Genomic DNA, 17,313 nt, shown 5'->3' with positions numbered 1-17,313 from the left:
GCCGTCTCACGTCTACCGCCTTCGCGTCCGGCGCCTTGTGGGGGAGTCGGCGACGGCGCTAGTCCCGGTCTGGGACTGCAGTGACATTTTCAATACGCCTGTCATGTCTCGGCACCGCCGTGAAAGCCTCGAATGCACCCGAAAATCCGTGCATCCACCCCTTGCTATTCGAACATTTGTTCGATACGATGTGTTATGGGAATCGCACCGGATCTCAACCCACTCCTCGACCACCTGCGCGGCGTGGCCATCCCCGAGAACATGTCGGGCGAGGACGCCGTCAACGTCACGCGGCTACTGCTGCTGATCCGGGGCGTGGTCGACCATCTCGCCGCGACAATGACCGGGGTGCTGGACCGGTTGGGCGTGGCGGCATCGCAGGGCCGGTCGCCGCGCGAACTCCTGATGTCGCTGGGGTGTGCACCCTCGGTGGCCGAACGGCTGATCCGGGTCGGTGCCGCGCTACCGTCGCTGCCAACCCTAGCGGCGCATGCCGGCGACGGCGCGATCTCCGGTGAGCATGTCGACGCGATCGTCAAGGGCATCAACCACATTCACGCCCGCGCACCCGGACCGGTCGACGAGGAGGCTCGCTTCGTCCAGTTGGCCGACCTGCTGGGGCAGTTCTTCTCGGGGGCGACGCCGGCTGAGATCGGTAATCGGGCGCGGCGGCTCGGCAACCGGCACGCCGCGGCTGAAGGTGGGCTGCCCGCGGCCGAAGACCGGTCGATCAACACCGTCGACCACCGGGTCACCTCCGACGGGCGGGTCCAGGTCCGCGCGGACCTGGATGCCGAAGTCGGCGCCAAATACATCGCCGCGATGGAGGAACTGTCTCCGCCGCGGCCCGAACCCGACGGCAGCCCCGATGTGCGGTCGGCGGGGCGGCGCCGGGCTGATGCGTTGGAGGCGGTGCTGGACATCGCCGCCCGCGGCGGCGACACCGCCAGCGCGCCGCGCACCCAGCTGCTGCTGTCGGTGCCCGCCGACACCCCCGACCTGGCCACGCTGGAATTCATCGGATCGATCAGCACCATGACCCTGGACCGGCTCACCTGCGACACCACCGTCACCACGATCATCGTCGACGGCGAACATGTACCCCTGGACATGGGGCGGGAGAAACGCCTGTTCCCGCCCCATCTACGCAAAGCGCTCTATCACCGCGACCAGTGCTGCATCAAATGCGGCGCACCCCCCGGGCGCACCCACGCCCACCACATCGTGCACTGGACCCACCACGGCGAAACCAGCCTGAGCAACGGGTGCCTGCTCTGCCCGGCCTGCCACGCCAACGTCCACCACGACGGCTGGGACGTCGTCATGGGCCTGGACAAGCATCCCTGGCTCATCCCACCCGCCACCGTCGACCCGCAGCGAAAACCCATCCCCGCCTACAACCGCCGCACCATGCGACTCGACCACGCCGCATAACACTAAAAGTGTTGCGCACCTGGATAACTGAACAGTGTACCGGGCTGGGTGTCGGCCCGAAGCCCGGTCGAGTAGACCGGCGGTGGCCAGCTGCTCACCGCAGGAACTGACCGGCGTGGTTGGCCAGGTCCAGCACCGGTTGCGGGACGGCACCCAGCGCGAGGGTCACGAAGGCGGTCAGCCCGATCATCGCGGTACTCAGGGCGCCCGACTGCACTTCTGGGCCGTCCTCGACCGGATCGGTGAAGAACATCAGGACGATCACCCGGACGTAGAAGTACGCGGCGACGGCACTGACGATCACGCCGATGACGACCAGAGAAGCGGCGCCACCTTCGGCCGCGGCCTTGAAGACGGCGAACTTGCTGACGAATCCACTCGTGAGCGGAATGCCGGCGAAAGCCAGCAGGAACAGCGCGAACACCACACCGAAGAACGGATGCCGGCGTCCGAGTCCGGCCCACCGGCGTAGGTCACCTTCCTCGTCACCGTCGGCGCGGCGCACCACGCTGACGACCGCGAATGCACCGAGCGTGCTGAACCCGTAGGCGAACAGGTAGAACAACGACGCCGACAGCCCGTTGTCGTTGAGCGCGATCACGCCGGTGAGGATGAAACCGGTGTGCGCCACCGACGAGTACGCCAGCATGCGCTTGACGTCGTCCTGAGCGATGGCGATCACCGTACCGACCGCCATGGACAGCACCGCGATGACCGACAGCACCGGCCGCCAGTCATTGGCCAACGCCGGCAGCGCCACGTAGCAGACGCGCAGCAACGCGCCGAAGGCGGCGATCTTGGTGGCCGACGCCATGAAGGCCGTCACCGGCGTGGGCGCACCTTGATAGACGTCGGGTACCCACGAATGGAACGGCACCGCACCGACTTTGAACAGCAGCCCCACGCACAGCAGGGCGATGCCGATGAGTCCCAGGGACGCCGGCCCGCGACCGGCAGCGACACCCGACAGGCTCAGGCTGCCCGAGTAGCCGTACAGCATCGCGACACCGAAGAGGAAGAACGCCGACGAGAACGCCCCCAGCAGAAAGTACTTCAGCGACGCTTCCTGCGACAGCAGCCGATTCCGCCGGGCCAGGCCGCACATGAGGTACAGCGGCAGGGACAGCACCTCGAGCGCCACGAACATCGTCAGCAGATCGTCGGACGCACCGAACAGCATCATGCCGCCGAGCGCGAACATCGCCAGCGGGAACACCTCGGTCTGGGCGACACCGGTTTTGAGGGCGATCTGCTCGGCGGCGCTGTCGGGCACCGTCGCGGCCTGTGGGGTGAACGCGGCCAGCCCACTGCCGTCCGAAACGCGTTGTGCCATCAGCATGGTGGCCAACATGCTGACTCCGAGCAGAGTGCCCTGCAGGAACAGCGCCGGACGGTCGATGGCGATGGCCCCGAGGACAGCGGGTCGGCCGATCGCCGAACCCAGGTGCAGCGCTTGGGAAACCACGGCCACCAGCGCCACCGCCTGGCCGCCGATACTCAACGCGACCTGTGCGCGGTACCGCGCCGAGCGCGGTGCGAAGGCCTCCACGAGCACACCTGCCAGCGCGATGCCGAACACGATCAGCATCGGCGACAGCAGACCGTACTCGACGGACGGCGCGGGGATGGGCGTCACCGGGTCACCGCCTGCGCCGTGCTCGACGAGGTGTGCCCGACAGCCGGATTGATGATGTCCAGCGCGGGCTTGGGGTAGACGCCGAGCACGAGCAGCAGGGCGACGAGCGGCACCACCACGGCCAGTTCGCGCGGCACCAGGTCGCGCAGCTTGTCGTTGCCCTCGGTGATGGGGCCCGTCATCATCCGTTGGTACATCCACAGGATGTAGAGCGCGGAGAGCACGAGGGCGGTCGCCGCTACGGCGGTGACGGCCGGGTAGTGGATGAATGTGCCGACCAGGACCAGGAATTCACTGATGAACGGTGCCAGGCCGGGCAGCGACAGCGTCGCCAGTCCGGCGACCAGGAATGTGCCGGCGAGGACCGGTGCGACGCCCTGCACACCGCCGTAGTCGGCGATGGCCCGTGATCCCCGGCGGGACACCAGGAACCCGGCGATCAGGAACAGCGCGGCGGTCGAGATGCCGTGGTTGACCATGTACAGCGCGGCGCCGGACTGCGCCTGCTCGGTCATCGCGAAGATGCCCAGAATGATGAAGCCGAAGTGTGAGATCGAGGTGTACGAGATCAGGCGCATGACGTCCGTCTGGCCGATGGCCACGATGGCCCCGTAGACGATGCCGATGACGGCCAGCGCAATGATCAACGGCCGGAACGTCGCTGCGGATGATGGGAAGAGCTCCAGGCAGTATCGGAGCATGCCGAACGTGCCCACCTTGTCGACGACAGCCATCATCAGGACGGCGGTGGCCGGCGTGGCGTGCACGGCCGCGTCGGGTAGCCAACGGTGCAGCGGCCACAGGGGCGCCTTGACCGCGAACGCGAACATGAAACCGCCGAACAGGGCGTTGGCTATCCCGGGGCTGATGTCGAGGTTGCCATAGCGCACGGCGTCCGCGACGGCACGGAAATCGAAGGAGCCGTGGGTGAATGCGGAACTGTTGGCGGTCGCCACGTAGAGCCCGATGACCGCGGCCAACATGATCAGGCCGCCGAACAGGTTGTACAGCAGGAATTTCACCGCTGCCTTGGACGCGGCCGGCCGTTCGGCACCGAAGCCGCCGATGAGGAAGTACATCGGGATCAGCATCGCTTCGAAGAACACGTAGAACAGCAGGATGTCGAGTGACACCAGGGAGATCAGCACCATCGACTCGACGGCGAGAATCAACGCGAAGTAGGCGTGCGTCGATTTGGCTTGCGCTCCTGCGTCATTCCAGCCCGCGATGATCAGCAGCGGTACCAGGACCGCCGTCAGCGCGACCAGCACGAGAGCCACACCGTCCACCCCGAGGATGTATCCGGTGCCGAACGAGGGGATCCAGGGGTGGTTCTCGACGAACTGGTAGCGCGCCCCGGACGGGTCGAACCGCAGCGCCAGTACCAGCGCGATGACGAGCACCACCAACGACACCGCAAGGGCGGCCGAGCGGGCGAAAGCCCTTGCGGTGGCGGGCAACATGATCACTGCCGCACCGCCGGCCATCGGGACGGCCCACAACGCCGTCAGCCACCACATTCCGGTCACCACACCCTCACCGTGAGAATGGCGGCCGCAATCAATGCCGCTCCGGCCAACATGGACAGTGCATATGACCGGGCGAACCCGTTCTGCCAGCGTCGAAGATCTTGCGACCCGCTGCGGACCAGCGCGGCGAGCTCGCGAGTGACACCGTCGACGGCGACGTCATCGAAGTCGACCAGGTCTTTGGTGACCCGCCGGCCCGGCACCATCAGTGCCCGCTCGTTGAACGCGTCGCCGTACAGATCGTTGCGCGCGGCGACCGTCAGCCCCGAGACCTTGACCGGTGCGGTGACCGGAATGGGTTGCAGCGCATACATCCGGTACGCGATCGCGACGCCGACGCCGACCACAGCGAGCGTGACGACCGTGAGCAACCAAGCCGGAAGGGCATGCTCGGGCTCGTGGTGGCCGACGATCGGCTCGAGCCAATGCTCCAACGTGCCGCCGACGGCCAGCAGCGCGCCGGCACCGATCGAGCCCGCGGCCAGCACCACCATCGGCCAGCCCATGACCGAGGGCGACTCGTGGGGATGCGTCTCGGCACGCCATCGCTTTTCGCCGAAGAACGTCATCAGCATGACGCGTGTCATGTAGAACGCGGTGATGCCCGCGCCCAGCAGAGCTGCGCCACCGAACAACAGCCCTTTGGCGCCACCGGCCGCGAACGCGGTTTCGATGATGGGGTCTTTCGAGAAGAACCCGGACAGCGGCGGGATACCGATGATCGCGAGGTAACCCATGCCGAACGTGGCGAACGTGACGGGCATCGCGGTGCGCAGTCCGCCGTAGCGACGCATGTCGGTTTCATCGTCCATGGCGTGCATCACCGAACCAGCACCGAGGAACAGGCCGGCCTTGAAGAAGCCGTGCGCCAGCAGATGCAGGATCGCGAGCGCATAGCCGGCGGGACCCAGGCCCGCGGCCAGCATCATGTAGCCGATCTGGCTCATGGTCGACGCCGCGAGGGCCTTCTTGATGTCGTCCTTGGCGCAGCCGATCACCGCGCCGAACAACAGCGTGACCGCCCCGACGATCGCGACCGCCAGCCGGGCGTCCGCGGACTGGTTGAAGATCGGGGCCGACCGCACCACGAGGTACACGCCCGCGGTGACCATGGTGGCCGCGTGGATGAGTGCCGACACCGGCGTCGGGCCCTCCATCGCGTCCCCGAGCCACGACTGCAGCGGTACCTGAGCGGACTTGCCGCACGCCGCCAGCAGCAACAGCAGCCCGATGAGCGTCGTGGTCGCCGCGGCGAGATGCGGTGCCTGGGCGAAAACCCCGGTGTACGAGAGGGTTCCGGTGTGGGCGAACATTGCCGCCAGGGCCAGTGCCAGCCCGATGTCACCGACGCGGTTGACGACGAACGCCTTCTTCGCGGCCGTCGCCGCCGATGGCTTGTGCGACCAGAACCCGATCAGCAGGTACGACGCCAGGCCGACGCCTTCCCATCCGACGTACAGGCCGAGATAGTTGTCGGCCAGCACCAGCAGCAGCATGGCAGCGACGAACAGGTTGAGGTAGGCGAAAAACCGGCGACGGGCGGGGTCGTGCGCCATGTAGCCGACCGAATAGATGTGGATCAGCGCGCCGACGCCGGTGATGAGCAGGACGAAGCACATCGACAGCTGGTCCAGGCGTAACCCGAAATCGACCTGGAGCTGCGCGACGGGAACCCAGGAGAACAGCGTCTCGTGCACCAACCGGGAGTCGTTGTCGCGACCGGACATCGCGACGAACTGGGTGGCGCCGACGAGGAAGGCGCCGACCACGGTGGCGCAGCCCAGCAGATGCCCCCACGCGTCGGTGGCCTTGCCGCCGAGCAGCAGGATCGCCGCGCCGGCCAGCGGCAGCGCGATCAGCAACCACACCGATGTCGTCATGGTCACTGCTTCAACAGGTTCGCGGCGTCGACGGACGCCGATCGCCGGGTCCGGAATATGGTCATGATGATCGCCAGCCCCACCACCACCTCACACGCAGCCACCACCATCGTGAAGAACGCCACCACCTGACCGTCGAGTTCGCCATGCATCCGGGAGAACGTGACGAACGCGAGATTGGCGGCGTTGAGCATCAATTCGACGCACATGAACATGACAATGGCGTTGCGGCGCACCAGCACACCGGCGGCGCCGATGGTGAACAGCAGCGCCGACAGATACAGGTAGTTGGTGGGATTCATGAGTCGCTCCCATCATTCGTCGAACTCTCGGCTCGGCCGAGGGTGGCCGACACACTGCGCCGGGGCAGGATGGCGCTGACGGACATGTCGGCGTCCGAGCCGTCGGGCAGCTTCGCGGGGACGTCGACGGCGTTGTGCCTCGCGTATACCCCAGGGTTGGGCCGCGGTGTCGGATGCCCGCCGGCGGCGAAGCGCTCGATTGCCAGCTCGCGCTGGGTCTTTCGGCGCTCGAACCGTTCGCGGTGGGTCAGCACCATGGCGCCCAGCGCCGCGGTGATGAGCAGCGCGCTGGTGGTCTCGAAGGCCCACAGGTAGCGGGTGAAGATCAGCACCGCCAGGCCCTGCACGTTGCCGGCGCGGTTGGCATGCTCCAAACCGACGAAGTTGGCACCGAGGCTCCCGATGCCGGCGATCACTGCGATGCCGAAACCGATGCCGGCCACGACAGCGGCAATACGTTGTCCCCGAATGGTTTCGATCAGCGAGTCTGCCGAATCGACACCGATGAGCATGAGGACGAACAGGAACAGCATCATTACCGCGCCGGTGTAGACCACTACCTGTACGACGCCGAGGAACACCGCGTCCTGGGCGATGTAGAGCACCGCTAGGCTGATCATGGTGCTGGCCAGGAACATCGCCGAGTACACCGCTTTGGGTGCGGCCACCATGGCGATGGCGCCGAGCACCGACACGGTACCGAGCACCCAGAACGTCACGGCCTCTCCGGTCACTTGGCCGCCTCGCGCCGCGCAAGGCCGTCCGCGGCGGGCCGCGCAAGGCCCGAAGCCGTGATGTTGCCCCGGTAGTAGTCCTCGTCGGTGCTGCCCTCGGCCATCGCGTGGGGCGGCGCGGTCATGTCGGGCTTCAGCGGCGCCAGGAGCTTGTCCTTGCCGTAGATCAGGTCGGACCGGTTGTCGTCGGCCATCTCGTAGTCGTTGGTCATGGTGAGCGCGCGGGTCGGGCAGGCCTCGATGCAGAGCCCGCAGCCGATACACCGTAGATAGTTGATCTGGTACACCCGGCCGTACCGCTCGCCGGGGGAAAACCGTTGTTCCGCGGTGTTGTCCGCGCCCTCGACGAAGATCGCGTCGGCGGGGCAGGCCCACGCGCACAGTTCGCAGCCGATGCACTTCTCGAGGCCGTCGTCGTAGCGGTTGAGCTGATGCCGGCCGTGATAGCGCGGAGCGACCGGACCGGGCTCCTCGGGATACTGCTCGGTGACGGGTTTCTTGAACATGGTCCCGAAGGTGACGCCGAAGCCGGCGATGGCATCGATGAATTTGGGCCTACCGGGCATGGTGTACCTCCTTGGCCGGGATGGGCGGCACCGGGAACGCTCCGGGCTGCGGTTCGACGGCAGGGGTGCGTGTGCGAGCCGACCTGCGCCGCACGGTATTCCACAGCGCGCCGGCGATGGCGACCACGGCGACGGCGCCGGCGATGGCCAGCACGACGGGCCAGCTGTCGTGACCCTGCAGGCGCAGCGTGCGCACGATGCTGACGAGCATGATCCACGCCAGCGAGATCGGGATGAGCACCTTCCAGCCCAGCGCCATGAACTGGTCGTATCGCAGACGGGGCAGCGTGGCACGGAGCCACATGAACAGGAACAGGAACGCCCACACCTTGCCGACGAACCACAGCAGTGGCCACCAGCCGGTGTTGGCTCCGGGAATGAGGCTCAGCGGCCAGGGCGCCTGCCAACCACCGAGAAACAGCGTGGTGGCGAGGGCGGAGACCGTCGTCATGTTGACGTACTCCGCGAGCATGAACATCGCGAACTTCAGCGACGAGTACTCGGTGTGGAAACCGCCGACCAGCTCGCCCTCGGCTTCGGGCAGATCGAAGGGCGCCCGGTTGGTTTCGCCGACCATCGAGATCACGTAGATCAGGAATGACGGCAGCAGCAGGAAGACGTACCAGCGGCCCTGTTGTGACGCGACGATCTGCGACGTCGACATGGTGCCCGCGTACAGGAACACCGCGGCGAACGACAGGGCCATCGCGATCTCGTACGAGATGACCTGAGCGCTCGACCGCAGCCCGCCCAGCAGGGGATAGGTCGAGCCGGAAGCCCAGCCCGCCAACACGATTCCGTAGACCCCGATCGAGGTGACCGCCAGGACGTACAACACCGCGACCGGCAGGTCGGTCAACTGCAGCGGCGTCTCGTGCCCGAACACATGGACCAGCGGCCCCATCGGGATCACCGCGAACGCCATGATCGCCGGGATCACCGAGATGATTGGCGCCAGCAGGTAGATCGGCTTGTCCACCCCGGCCGGGACCAGCCCCTCCTTCAACGCGAGCTTGATGCCGTCGGCCAGGCTCTGCAGTAACCCGAACGGCCCCACCCGGTTCGGCCCGATACGCATCTGCATCCAGCTCAACACCCGGCGCTCGAGCAGGATGGCCACGAGCACCGTCAGCACCAGGAACACGAAGATGCCAAGGGCTTTGGCGAGGACCAGCCACCACGGGTCGAGGCCGAAAGAGGAGAGGTCGGGATAGTTCACGTTGCCGCTCCGCTGATCGAGACGACCGCGCCGGGGGCGACGCCGAGCGTGGCATGGGCCGCCGATCCCGGCGAGTTCAGCGGCAGCCACACCACGCCGGTCGGCATGTCGGTGAGTTCGAGCGGCAGCGTGATAGTGCCGTGATCGGTGCTGACCGTGAGGATTTCGGACGCGCCGACGCTCGCTGCGGTGTCGGGGGAGAGTCGGGCCACCGCCGGGCGGGCCGTGGCGGCCAGATGCGGTTCGCCGTCCTGCAGGCGGCCGGCGTCCAACAGCATCCGCCAGCCGGCGAGGATCGCCTGCCCGGGGCCTGGCACCGGGTTCGGGGGGGCGGTGAACTCCGGTGCGGCGGGCCGTGGCCCCGTCCAGCACCCGAGTCGGGTCATCTCGTTGCGCACCGCGGCGACATCGCGCAGGCCGAGATCGATGCAATGTTCGTCGGCGAGCGCCGCCAACACGCCCATGTCCGCTCGCGTGGCGGGCGGCAGCGCCGCGCCGAATGGGCGTTGGCGCCCTTCCCAGTTCACGAAACTGCCGGCCTTCTCGACGACGGGTGCCACCGGGAACACCACGTGCGCGAGATCGGTGACGGCGCTGCGCCGGACCTCCATGCTCACCACGAACTTCGCGGCACCGAGTGACTGCTGGGCCAGTTCCGGGTCGGGTAGGTCGGCCAGTTCGACGCCGGCGACCAGCACAGCCTCGAGCTCACCGTCGGCTGCGGCGGCGAGGATCGCGGTGGTGTCGCGGCCCGGTGCGTCGGGCAGTTCGTCGACGTGCCAGGCGACGGCCACCTCTGTCCGTGACGGCAGATCGGCCACCAGACGACCGCCGGGCAACAGATTGGGGGCCGCGCCCGCTTCCAGCGCACCGCGCTCGCCGGCCCGCCGCGGCACCCAGCCGACGGCGGCGCCCGTGCGCTCGGCCAGCCGGGCCACCGCGGAGAATCCGCCCGGGACACCGGCCAGCCGCTCACCGGCGAGGATGACCGAGCCGGGCGGCAACACCTCGATGGCGTCGAGCGCTCGAGGTTCGCGGCCGGGCGCGGCGGAGATCAGCGTGCCACCCATGTTCTCCAGGCCGCGGCTCGCGAACGGCGCCACCGCAACGACTTTCAGGCCGTGCTTGCGGAAGGCCTTGCGCAGCCGCAGGTAGACGATCGGCGATTCGTCCTCCGGCTCGAACGCGACGAGCAGCACGACGGGTGCCGCTTCCAGGTCGGCGTAGGTCACCCGCAGCGGCTGACCCGCGACGCTGGCAGCCAGGAACTGGGCCTCCTCTTCGCTGTGGACCCGGTTGCGGAAGTCAATGTCGTTGGTGCCCAGCACGATCCGCGCGTACTTCGCGTAGGCATAGGCGTCTTCGGTGGTGAGTCGCCCGCCGACCAGTACGCCGGTCCGGGGACCGGCTGCCGACAGGCCGCGTGCCGCGACGGCGACGGCCTCGGGCCAGGATGCCGGGCGCTGGGTGCCGTCGGCCTCGCGGATCAAGGGTGTGGTGATCCGGTCACCCTGCGTGGCGTAGGTGAAGGCCCAGCGGCCCTTGTCGCAGTTCCACTCTTCGTTGACCTCGGGATCGTCACCGGCCAAGCGGCGCAACACCGTTCCGCGTCGATGATCGGTGCGCTGTGCACAGCCCGAGGCGCAGTGTTCGCAGACGCTGGGGGAGGAGACCAGGTCGAAAGGCCGGGCCCGGAACCGGTACGCGGTCCCGGTGAGCGCGCCGACGGGGCAGATCTGCACGGTGTTGCCGGAGAAGTACGAGTCGAACGGCGCCTCGTTGCCGATCCCGACCTGCTGCAGCGCACCACGTTCGAGAAGTTCGATGAACGGGTCGCCGGCGACCTGATTCGAGAACCGGGTGCAGCGCGCGCACAACACGCAGCGTTCCCGGTCGAGCAGGACCTGCGCCGACAGATTGATGGGTTTGGGGTAGGTGCGCTTGACGTCCTCGAAACGAGAATCGCTGCGGCCGTTGGACATCGCCTGGTTCTGCAGCGGGCATTCGCCGCCCTTGTCGCAGACGGGGCAGTCCAGCGGATGATTGATCAGCAGCAGCTCCATCACGCCGTGCTGTGCTTTGTCGGCGGCCGCCGATGTCACCTGGGTACGCACGACCATGTCCGGGGTGACCGTGGTGGTACACGACGCCAACGGTTTCCGCTGGCCCTCCACCTCGACGAGGCACTGCCGGCAGGCGCCCACCGGGTCCAGCAGCGGGTGGTCGCAGAACCGGGGAATCTGGACCCCGATGAGCTCGGCCGCGCGAATCACCAACGTGCCCTTGGGCACACTGATCTGCTGGTCGTCGATGGTCAGCGTCACCATCTCGACCGCAGGTGCGTCCTTTGCCGGCTCAGTCACCGTCATACCCGTGCCCCCGTTTTCTCCGCGAGCAGACGTAAAACTGTCGTTTTTGGCCGGAAATCGACAGTTTTACGTCTTTTCGCGGAGAAGGTCGTAAGCCTCATGCGCCCGCTCCTTCCGTGGCGAAGAGCGTGGCGGCGTGCGCGTCGAACGGGCAGCCGCCGCCCAGGTGCGCGACGTACTCGTCGCGGAAGTACTTGAGCGAGGACATGATCGGGCTGGCCGCACCGTCGCCGAGGGCACAGAACGACTTGCCGAGGATGGCGTCGGAGATGTCGAGCAGCTTGTCGAGGTCGGCCGCCTGGGCCTGCCCGTTCTCCAGTCGGGCATAGATTTGCGCCAGCCAGTAGGTGCCCTCGCGGCACGGCGTGCACTTGCCGCAGGATTCATGCGCGTAGAACTGGGTCCACCGCCGGACCGCCCGCACCACGCAGGTGGTCTCGTCGAAAATCTGCAGTGCCTTGGTGCCCAGCATCGAGCCCACTCCGGCCATGCCTTCGTAGTCCAGCGGGACGTCGAGATGTTCGGGTGTGAGCATCGGCGTCGATGATCCGCCCGGCGTCCAGAACTTCAACTGGTGCCCGGCTCGCACCCCGCCGGCGTACTCCAGCAGTTCCCGCAGCGAAATGCCCAGTGGTGCTTCGTATTGCCCCGGCCGGGTGACATGACCCGACAGTGAGTACAGGGTGAAGCCCGGCGACTTCTCCGACCCCATTGAGCGGAACCAGTCGATCCCGCCGCGGATGACCGACGGCACACTGGCGATCGACTCGACGTTGTTGACCACGGTCGGGCAGGCGTACAGCCCGGCGACCGCCGGGAACGGGGGACGCAGCCGGGGCTGGCCGCGCCTGCCCTCCAACGAGTCCAGCAGCGCGGTCTCCTCGCCGCAGATGTACGCACCCGCCCCGGCATGGACCACCAGATCCAGATCGAACCCGGTGCCGGCGATGTTGGTGCCGAGGTAGCCGTTCGCGTAGGCCTCGGCCACGGCGCCCTGCAGCCGGCGCAGCACCGGAACCACCTCACCGCGCACGTAGATGAACGCGTGCCGGGCGCCGATGGCGTACGACGCGATGATCGCGCCCTCCACCAGGGCGTGCGGCGACGCCAGCATCAGCGGAATGTCCTTGCACGTGCCGGGTTCCGATTCGTCCGCGTTGACCACCAGATAGTGCGGGCGACCGTCGTCGGGGGAGATGAACGACCATTTGGTCCCCGTGGGGAAACCCGCGCCACCGCGGCCGCGCAGCCCGGAATCCTTGACCAGCGCAATGACTTCAGCGGGTGGCATCCGCAGCACTGTCCGCAGCGCCTGGTATCCGCCCTGCCGGGTGTAACTCTGCAACGTCCACGACTGCGGCTGGTCCCAGTGTCTGCTCAGCACCGGCGCGAGCGTCATTGCGGCGCCTCCATCCCACGCTCCTGCGCAACGCGCAACCCGGCCAACGTGGCCGCACCCGGTTCGGAGTCGTTGCTGCCTGGGCGTTCATCGGGGAAGCCGGCGAGGATGCGTGCGGTGTCCTTGAAGGTGCACAGGGGCGCGCCGCGGGTCGGCGTAACAGGCTCGCCGGCCCGTAGCGAGTCGACGAGATCACGCGCGGAACCGGGGGTTTGGTTGTCGAAGAATTCCCAGTTCACCATGATCACGGGCGCGTAGTCGCAGGCGGCGTTGCACTCGATGTGTTCGAGCGTGACGCGGCCGTCGGCGGTGGTCTCGCCGGCGCCGAGACCCAGATGGTCCTCGAGTGATTCGAGGATGGCGTCGCCGCCCATGATGGCGCACAGCGTGTTGGTGCAGACGCCGACCAGGTATTCGCCGGTGGGCGTGCGGCGGTACATGGAGTAGAACGTCGCGACCGCGGTGACCTCGGCGGTACTGAGGTCCAATTGCGTTGCACAGAAGGAGATTCCGGCAGGCGTGAGGTATCCGTCCTCGGATTGGACGAGGTGCAGCAGGGGCAGTAGCGCGGAGCGGGCACTGGGGTAGCGGGCGATGATCGTCGCGGCGTCGGATGCCAGGCGCTCGCGCACGTCGGCCGAATAGGATTGCGGCCCTTGGCCGATGGGCGGACCGGGCTCGTCCGGCCGGGGCCCGAGACGCAGTTCGATAGCGGTCACCTGTCCACGCCTCCCATCACCGGATCGATCGACGCCACCGCCGCGATGGCATCGGCGACCATGGACCCCTCGCACATCACCGACACCGCCTGCAGATTCGTGAACGACGGGTCGCGGTAATGCACCCGGTAGGGCCGGGTGCCACCGTCGGAGACCATGTGCACACCGAGCTCGCCGCGCGGCGATTCGACGGCGACGTACACCTGCCCGGCGGGCACCCGGATACCTTCGGTCACCAGCTTGAAGTGGTGGATCAGGGCCTCCATCGACGAGCCCATGATCTTGGCGATGTGTTCCTTCGAGTTGCCCAGGCCGTCGGGGCCGACCTTCAGGTCCGCCGGCCAGGCCAGTTTCTTGTCGGTGATCATCACCGGACCGGGGCCCGCCTTGCCCAAGCGATCCACACACTGCTCGACGATCTTGATGGATTCCCGCATCTCGCGGACGCGAATCATGTAGCGGCCGTAGGCATCACACTGGTCATCCGTGATGACGTCGAAGTCATATGACTCGTAACCGCAGTACGGCTGCGATTTGCGCAGGTCATGCGGCAGCCCCGTGGAACGCAGCACCGGTCCGGTGATACCCAGCGCCATGCATCCGGTCAGATCCAGGTAGCCGACACCCTGCGTGCGCGCCTTCCAGATGTAGTTCTCGTTGAGCAGATTCTCCATGTCGCGCAACCGCTTGGGCAGCAGCTTCAACAGTTCCCGTAGTTGCGGCAGCGCCTCGTCGGGCAGGTCGGCGGCCAGCCCGCCGGGTCGGATGTAGGCATGATTCATCCGGAGCCCGGTGATGGTCTCGAATATCGACAGCACCAGTTCGCGTTCCCGGAAGCCGAAGAACATGGCCGACATGGAGCCCAGCTCCATACCGCCGGTGGCCAGCGCAACCAGGTGCGACGAGATCCGGTTGAGCTCCATGAGCATGACCCGGATGACGCTGGCGCGCTCGGGGATGTCGTCGGTGACGCCGAGCAGTTTCTCCACGCCCAGGCAGTACGCCGTCTCGTTGAAGAGCGGGGACAGGTAGTCCATGCGGGTCACGAAGGTGACGCCCTGCGTCCAGGTCCGGTACTCGAGATTCTTCTCGATTCCGGTGTGCAGGTAGCCGATTCCGCACCGGGCCTCGGTGATGGTCTCGCCGTCGATCTCCAGGATCAGGCGCAGCACACCATGGGTGGACGGATGCTGCGGGCCCATGTTGACCACGATGCGCTCGCCGGCGACAGCACTCTCACGCGCCGCGGCCACGACGTCGGCCCAGTCTTGACCGCCGACGGTGACCACACGTTCACGGCCATCGGGTTGGTTGTCTTGGGTCATCAGTTGTAGGCCCGCCGTTCGTCCGGGGGCGGGATTTTCGCACCGTGGTACTCGACCGGTATTCCGCCGAGCGGGTAGTCCTTGCGCTGCGGATGGCCCACCCAGTCGTCGGGCATCTCGATCCGGGTCAGGGCGGGGTGGCCGTCGAAGATGATGCCGAAGAAGTCGTAGGTCTCCCGTTCATGCCAGTCGGTGGTCGGATAGACCGAATACAGCGATGGCACATGAGGATCGGCGTCCGGGGCGCACGCCTCGACGCGAATCCGGCGGTTGTGGGTGATGGACATCAGCGGGTACACGGCGTGCAATTCGCGACCCGTGTCGTCGGGGTAGTGCACACCGGACACTCCCAGGCACAGCTCGAACAGCAGCTCGTCGCGCAGCGTCTGGGCCACCGCGACCAGGTGATCGCGGCGTACCTCGAGGGTCAGCTCGTCGCGGAACACCACGACGCGCTCGATCGCGGCGCCGAACTCGTCGGCGCCGAGGGCCGCCGCCAACGCGTCGACGACGTCGTCGAAGTAGCCGCCGTAGGGCCGGGGTGAGCTGCCGGGCAGGGCGACCTCCCGGACCAACCGACCGTAGCCCGAGGTATCGCCGCTGCCGCGGACACCGAACATGCCGCGCCGCGTCCCGATCACCTCGGGTCCGGTCTGGTCGGGCGCGTCCGTCATGACCGCAGCAGTCCCTTCAGCTCGATGGTGGGACGGGCCTGCAGGGCGGCTTCCTCGGCCGCGGCGATCGCCTCGGCCCGGTTGACGCCCAGCGGCATCTCTTGAATCTTGGCGTGCAGCTTGAGGATTGCGTTGAGCAGCATCTCCGGCCGGGGCGGGCAGCCGGGCAGGTAGATGTCGACGGGCACGATGTGGTCGACGCCCTGCACCACCGCGTAGTTGTTGAACATCCCGCCCGAGGAGGCGCACACGCCCATGGCCAGCACCCATTTGGGCTCGGCCATCTGGTCGTACACCTGCCGCAGCACCGGCGCCATCTTCTGGCTCACGCGGCCGGCGACGATCATCAGGTCGGCCTGGCGTGGCGTCGCGGAGAACCGCTCCATGCCGAAGCGCGCGATGTCGAAGCGCGGGCCCGCGGTGGCCATCATCTCGATGGCGCAGCACGCCAACCCGAAGGTGGCGGGCCACAGCGACCCCTTGCGCACGTAGCCCGCGACCTTCTCGACAGTGGACAGCAGGATGCCGCCGGGGAGGCGTTCTTCGAGTCCCATGGATCTGTCCTCAGTCCCAGCTCAGTCCGCCGCGTCGCCAGATGTATGCGTAGGCGACGAACACCGTCAGCATGAACAGCAGCATCTCCACCACTGCGAACACCCCCAGCGATTCGAAGGAAACGGCCCAGGGGTACAGGAAGACGATCTCGATGTCGAAGACGATGAACAGCATCGCGGTCAGGTAGTACTTGACCGGGAACCGCTGGCCGGTCGTCTCATGCCCGGCGGAGCCCGGCGCCATCGGCTCGATGCCGCATTCGTAGGCCTCGAGTTTGGCCCGGTTGTACCGGCGAGGGCCGATGACCAGTGCAATTCCGACCGAACCCACCGCGAACGCCGCGGCGATCGCGCCGAGTACCAGGATGGGGATGTAGACGTTCATGCGTTCGTCATGCCCTGTGAGGCTCCCTCGTCGAGCTGTCGATGTGAGCTGGCCCACAGCTTAGCTCGGTTAACGGAACGGCCGCCGCATTTTGGCTAGGATCATGATCAGTTCCTGACGTTCCCGCGTCACATCGGCGTTGACGCGAAGAGTGAACGGCCACAGGCCATTTCGTGCTGGTTAACGCACGGTTTCAGCGCTGTGGAGCCAGCACCGCCACCACTGCCTCACCGAGCCGGATCGGGTCGATCGGATGGGGCACCGCCGCCTCCGCGCGCGACCAGGACGCCAGCCAGGCGTCGTCCGGGCGGCCGGTGAGCACCACGATCGGCGGGCAGTTCGCGACCTCGTCCTTGAGTTGTTTGGCCAGCCCCATTCCGCCGGCGGGTGTGGCTTCGCCGTCGAGGATGGCCAAGTCGATCCCGCCCGCGTCGACGGAGCTCACCACGACGGGTGCCGTCGCCACGTCGAGATACGTCAGGTCGGGCAGGTCTGGGTGGATGCGCCGCCCCAGCGCCGTGCGCACCTGGTCGCGGGTGTTCGGGTTGTCGCTGTACACCAGGATCTTGAGCGCAGAGTCGGCCACCT

16 protein-coding genes are annotated in these 17,313 nt (G+C 67.2%); 1 reads left to right on the top strand and 15 read right to left on the bottom strand.

Annotated features, from left to right (window positions below):
* Positions 1–195 precede the first annotated feature (195 nt).
* Positions 196–1,434 (top strand): DUF222 domain-containing protein, encoded by a 1,239-nt coding sequence (locus ACJEIK_RS19530; protein ID WP_409430146.1) that lies wholly within the window; start codon positions 196–198, stop codon positions 1,432–1,434.
* Positions 1,435–1,528: 94 nt separating this feature from the next.
* Here ACJEIK_RS19530 and nuoN read toward each other — a convergent pair whose 3' ends face one another.
* The 15 genes from nuoN to ACJEIK_RS19455 all read right to left on the bottom strand — a co-directional run bounded on the left by nuoN (position 1,529) and on the right by ACJEIK_RS19455 (position 17,311).
* On the bottom strand, positions 1,529–3,022 hold the full coding sequence (nuoN, locus tag ACJEIK_RS19525; protein WP_061002996.1) for an NADH-quinone oxidoreductase subunit NuoN: 1,494 nt from the start codon (positions 3,020–3,022) through the stop codon (positions 1,529–1,531).
* A gap of 44 nt (positions 3,023–3,066) precedes the next feature.
* Complete coding sequence (locus ACJEIK_RS19520) at positions 3,067–4,599, bottom strand: NADH-quinone oxidoreductase subunit M (RefSeq protein ID WP_409431728.1); 1,533 nt, start codon at positions 4,597–4,599, stop codon at positions 3,067–3,069.
* The gene (gene nuoL, locus ACJEIK_RS19515) at positions 4,596–6,479 is read right to left on the bottom strand and encodes an NADH-quinone oxidoreductase subunit L (RefSeq protein WP_135357282.1); all 1,884 of its coding nucleotides are present in this window, start codon (positions 6,477–6,479) and stop codon (positions 4,596–4,598) included. The genes ACJEIK_RS19520 and nuoL overlap by 4 nt, the downstream gene beginning before the upstream one ends.
* A gap of 2 nt (positions 6,480–6,481) precedes the next feature.
* A complete protein-coding gene (gene nuoK, locus ACJEIK_RS19510; protein WP_061002954.1) occupies positions 6,482–6,781 on the bottom strand; it encodes an NADH-quinone oxidoreductase subunit NuoK in 300 nt (99 codons plus the stop codon).
* The gene (locus tag ACJEIK_RS19505; RefSeq protein WP_061002956.1) at positions 6,778–7,515 is read right to left on the bottom strand and encodes an NADH-quinone oxidoreductase subunit J; all 738 of its coding nucleotides are present in this window, start codon (positions 7,513–7,515) and stop codon (positions 6,778–6,780) included. The genes nuoK and ACJEIK_RS19505 overlap by 4 nt, the downstream gene beginning before the upstream one ends.
* A complete protein-coding gene (gene nuoI, locus ACJEIK_RS19500) occupies positions 7,512–8,081 on the bottom strand; it encodes an NADH-quinone oxidoreductase subunit NuoI (protein ID WP_061002958.1) in 570 nt (189 codons plus the stop codon). The genes ACJEIK_RS19505 and nuoI overlap by 4 nt, the downstream gene beginning before the upstream one ends.
* Positions 8,071–9,300 (bottom strand): NADH-quinone oxidoreductase subunit NuoH, encoded by a 1,230-nt coding sequence (gene nuoH, locus ACJEIK_RS19495; RefSeq protein WP_061002960.1) that lies wholly within the window; start codon positions 9,298–9,300, stop codon positions 8,071–8,073. The genes nuoI and nuoH overlap by 11 nt, the downstream gene beginning before the upstream one ends.
* Positions 9,297–11,669, bottom strand: coding sequence for an NADH-quinone oxidoreductase subunit G (locus ACJEIK_RS19490; RefSeq protein WP_133428288.1), 2,373 nt, complete (start codon positions 11,667–11,669; stop codon positions 9,297–9,299). The genes nuoH and ACJEIK_RS19490 overlap by 4 nt, the downstream gene beginning before the upstream one ends.
* A gap of 97 nt (positions 11,670–11,766) precedes the next feature.
* Positions 11,767–13,068: an NADH-quinone oxidoreductase subunit NuoF gene (nuoF, locus tag ACJEIK_RS19485; RefSeq protein WP_061002965.1), complete on the bottom strand. Its 1,302-nt coding sequence runs from the start codon at positions 13,066–13,068 to the stop codon at positions 11,767–11,769.
* The gene (gene nuoE / locus ACJEIK_RS19480) at positions 13,065–13,787 is read right to left on the bottom strand and encodes an NADH-quinone oxidoreductase subunit NuoE (protein WP_409430145.1); all 723 of its coding nucleotides are present in this window, start codon (positions 13,785–13,787) and stop codon (positions 13,065–13,067) included. The genes nuoF and nuoE overlap by 4 nt, the downstream gene beginning before the upstream one ends.
* The gene (gene nuoD, locus ACJEIK_RS19475) at positions 13,784–15,112 is read right to left on the bottom strand and encodes an NADH dehydrogenase (quinone) subunit D (protein WP_409430144.1); all 1,329 of its coding nucleotides are present in this window, start codon (positions 15,110–15,112) and stop codon (positions 13,784–13,786) included. The genes nuoE and nuoD overlap by 4 nt, the downstream gene beginning before the upstream one ends.
* Positions 15,112–15,786 (bottom strand): NADH-quinone oxidoreductase subunit C, encoded by a 675-nt coding sequence (locus ACJEIK_RS19470; protein ID WP_061002971.1) that lies wholly within the window; start codon positions 15,784–15,786, stop codon positions 15,112–15,114. The genes nuoD and ACJEIK_RS19470 overlap by 1 nt, the downstream gene beginning before the upstream one ends.
* Positions 15,783–16,340, bottom strand: a complete 558-nt coding sequence (locus ACJEIK_RS19465; RefSeq protein ID WP_029119553.1) for a NuoB/complex I 20 kDa subunit family protein — start codon at positions 16,338–16,340, stop codon at positions 15,783–15,785. Before ACJEIK_RS19465 ends, ACJEIK_RS19470 begins: the two co-directional genes overlap by 4 nt.
* Before the next feature lie 10 nt (positions 16,341–16,350).
* Positions 16,351–16,725, bottom strand: coding sequence for an NADH-quinone oxidoreductase subunit A (locus ACJEIK_RS19460; RefSeq protein WP_020102710.1), 375 nt, complete (start codon positions 16,723–16,725; stop codon positions 16,351–16,353).
* A 193-nt stretch (positions 16,726–16,918) separates the two neighbouring features.
* On the bottom strand, positions 16,919–17,311 hold the full coding sequence (locus ACJEIK_RS19455; RefSeq protein ID WP_064859630.1) for a response regulator transcription factor: 393 nt from the start codon (positions 17,309–17,311) through the stop codon (positions 16,919–16,921).
* Positions 17,312–17,313: the final 2 nt, after the last annotated feature.

It is taken from the genome of Mycobacterium sp. SMC-16 (genome assembly GCF_046250085.1).
Lineage (GTDB): Bacteria > Actinomycetota > Actinomycetes > Mycobacteriales > Mycobacteriaceae > Mycobacterium > Mycobacterium phocaicum.
This window is presented reverse-complemented; position numbering and strand designations above follow the sequence as displayed.

Bases quoted from the DNA above. Each gene is read 5' to 3' on its own strand.
- ACJEIK_RS19530 (WP_409430146.1), top strand. From the start codon at position 196: ATGGGAATCGCACCGGATCTCAACCCACTCCTCGACCACCTGCGCGGC.
- nuoN (WP_061002996.1), bottom strand. From the start codon at position 3,022: ATGCTGATCGTGTTCGGCATCGCGCTGGCAGGTGTGCTCGTGGAGGCC.
- nuoL (WP_135357282.1), bottom strand. From the start codon at position 6,479: ATGACGACATCGGTGTGGTTGCTGATCGCGCTGCCGCTGGCCGGCGCG.
- nuoK (WP_061002954.1), bottom strand. From the start codon at position 6,781: ATGAATCCCACCAACTACCTGTATCTGTCGGCGCTGCTGTTCACCATC.
- nuoI (WP_061002958.1), bottom strand. From the start codon at position 8,081: ATGCCCGGTAGGCCCAAATTCATCGATGCCATCGCCGGCTTCGGCGTC.
- ACJEIK_RS19490 (WP_133428288.1), bottom strand. From the start codon at position 11,669: ATGACGGTGACTGAGCCGGCAAAGGACGCACCTGCGGTCGAGATGGTG.
- nuoF (WP_061002965.1), bottom strand. From the start codon at position 13,068: ATGACGCTCGCGCCGGTGCTGAGCAGACACTGGGACCAGCCGCAGTCG.
- nuoD (WP_409430144.1), bottom strand. From the start codon at position 15,112: ATGACCCAAGACAACCAACCCGATGGCCGTGAACGTGTGGTCACCGTC.
- ACJEIK_RS19470 (WP_061002971.1), bottom strand. From the start codon at position 15,786: ATGACGGACGCGCCCGACCAGACCGGACCCGAGGTGATCGGGACGCGG.
- ACJEIK_RS19465 (WP_029119553.1), bottom strand. From the start codon at position 16,340: ATGGGACTCGAAGAACGCCTCCCCGGCGGCATCCTGCTGTCCACTGTC.
- ACJEIK_RS19460 (WP_020102710.1), bottom strand. From the start codon at position 16,725: ATGAACGTCTACATCCCCATCCTGGTACTCGGCGCGATCGCCGCGGCG.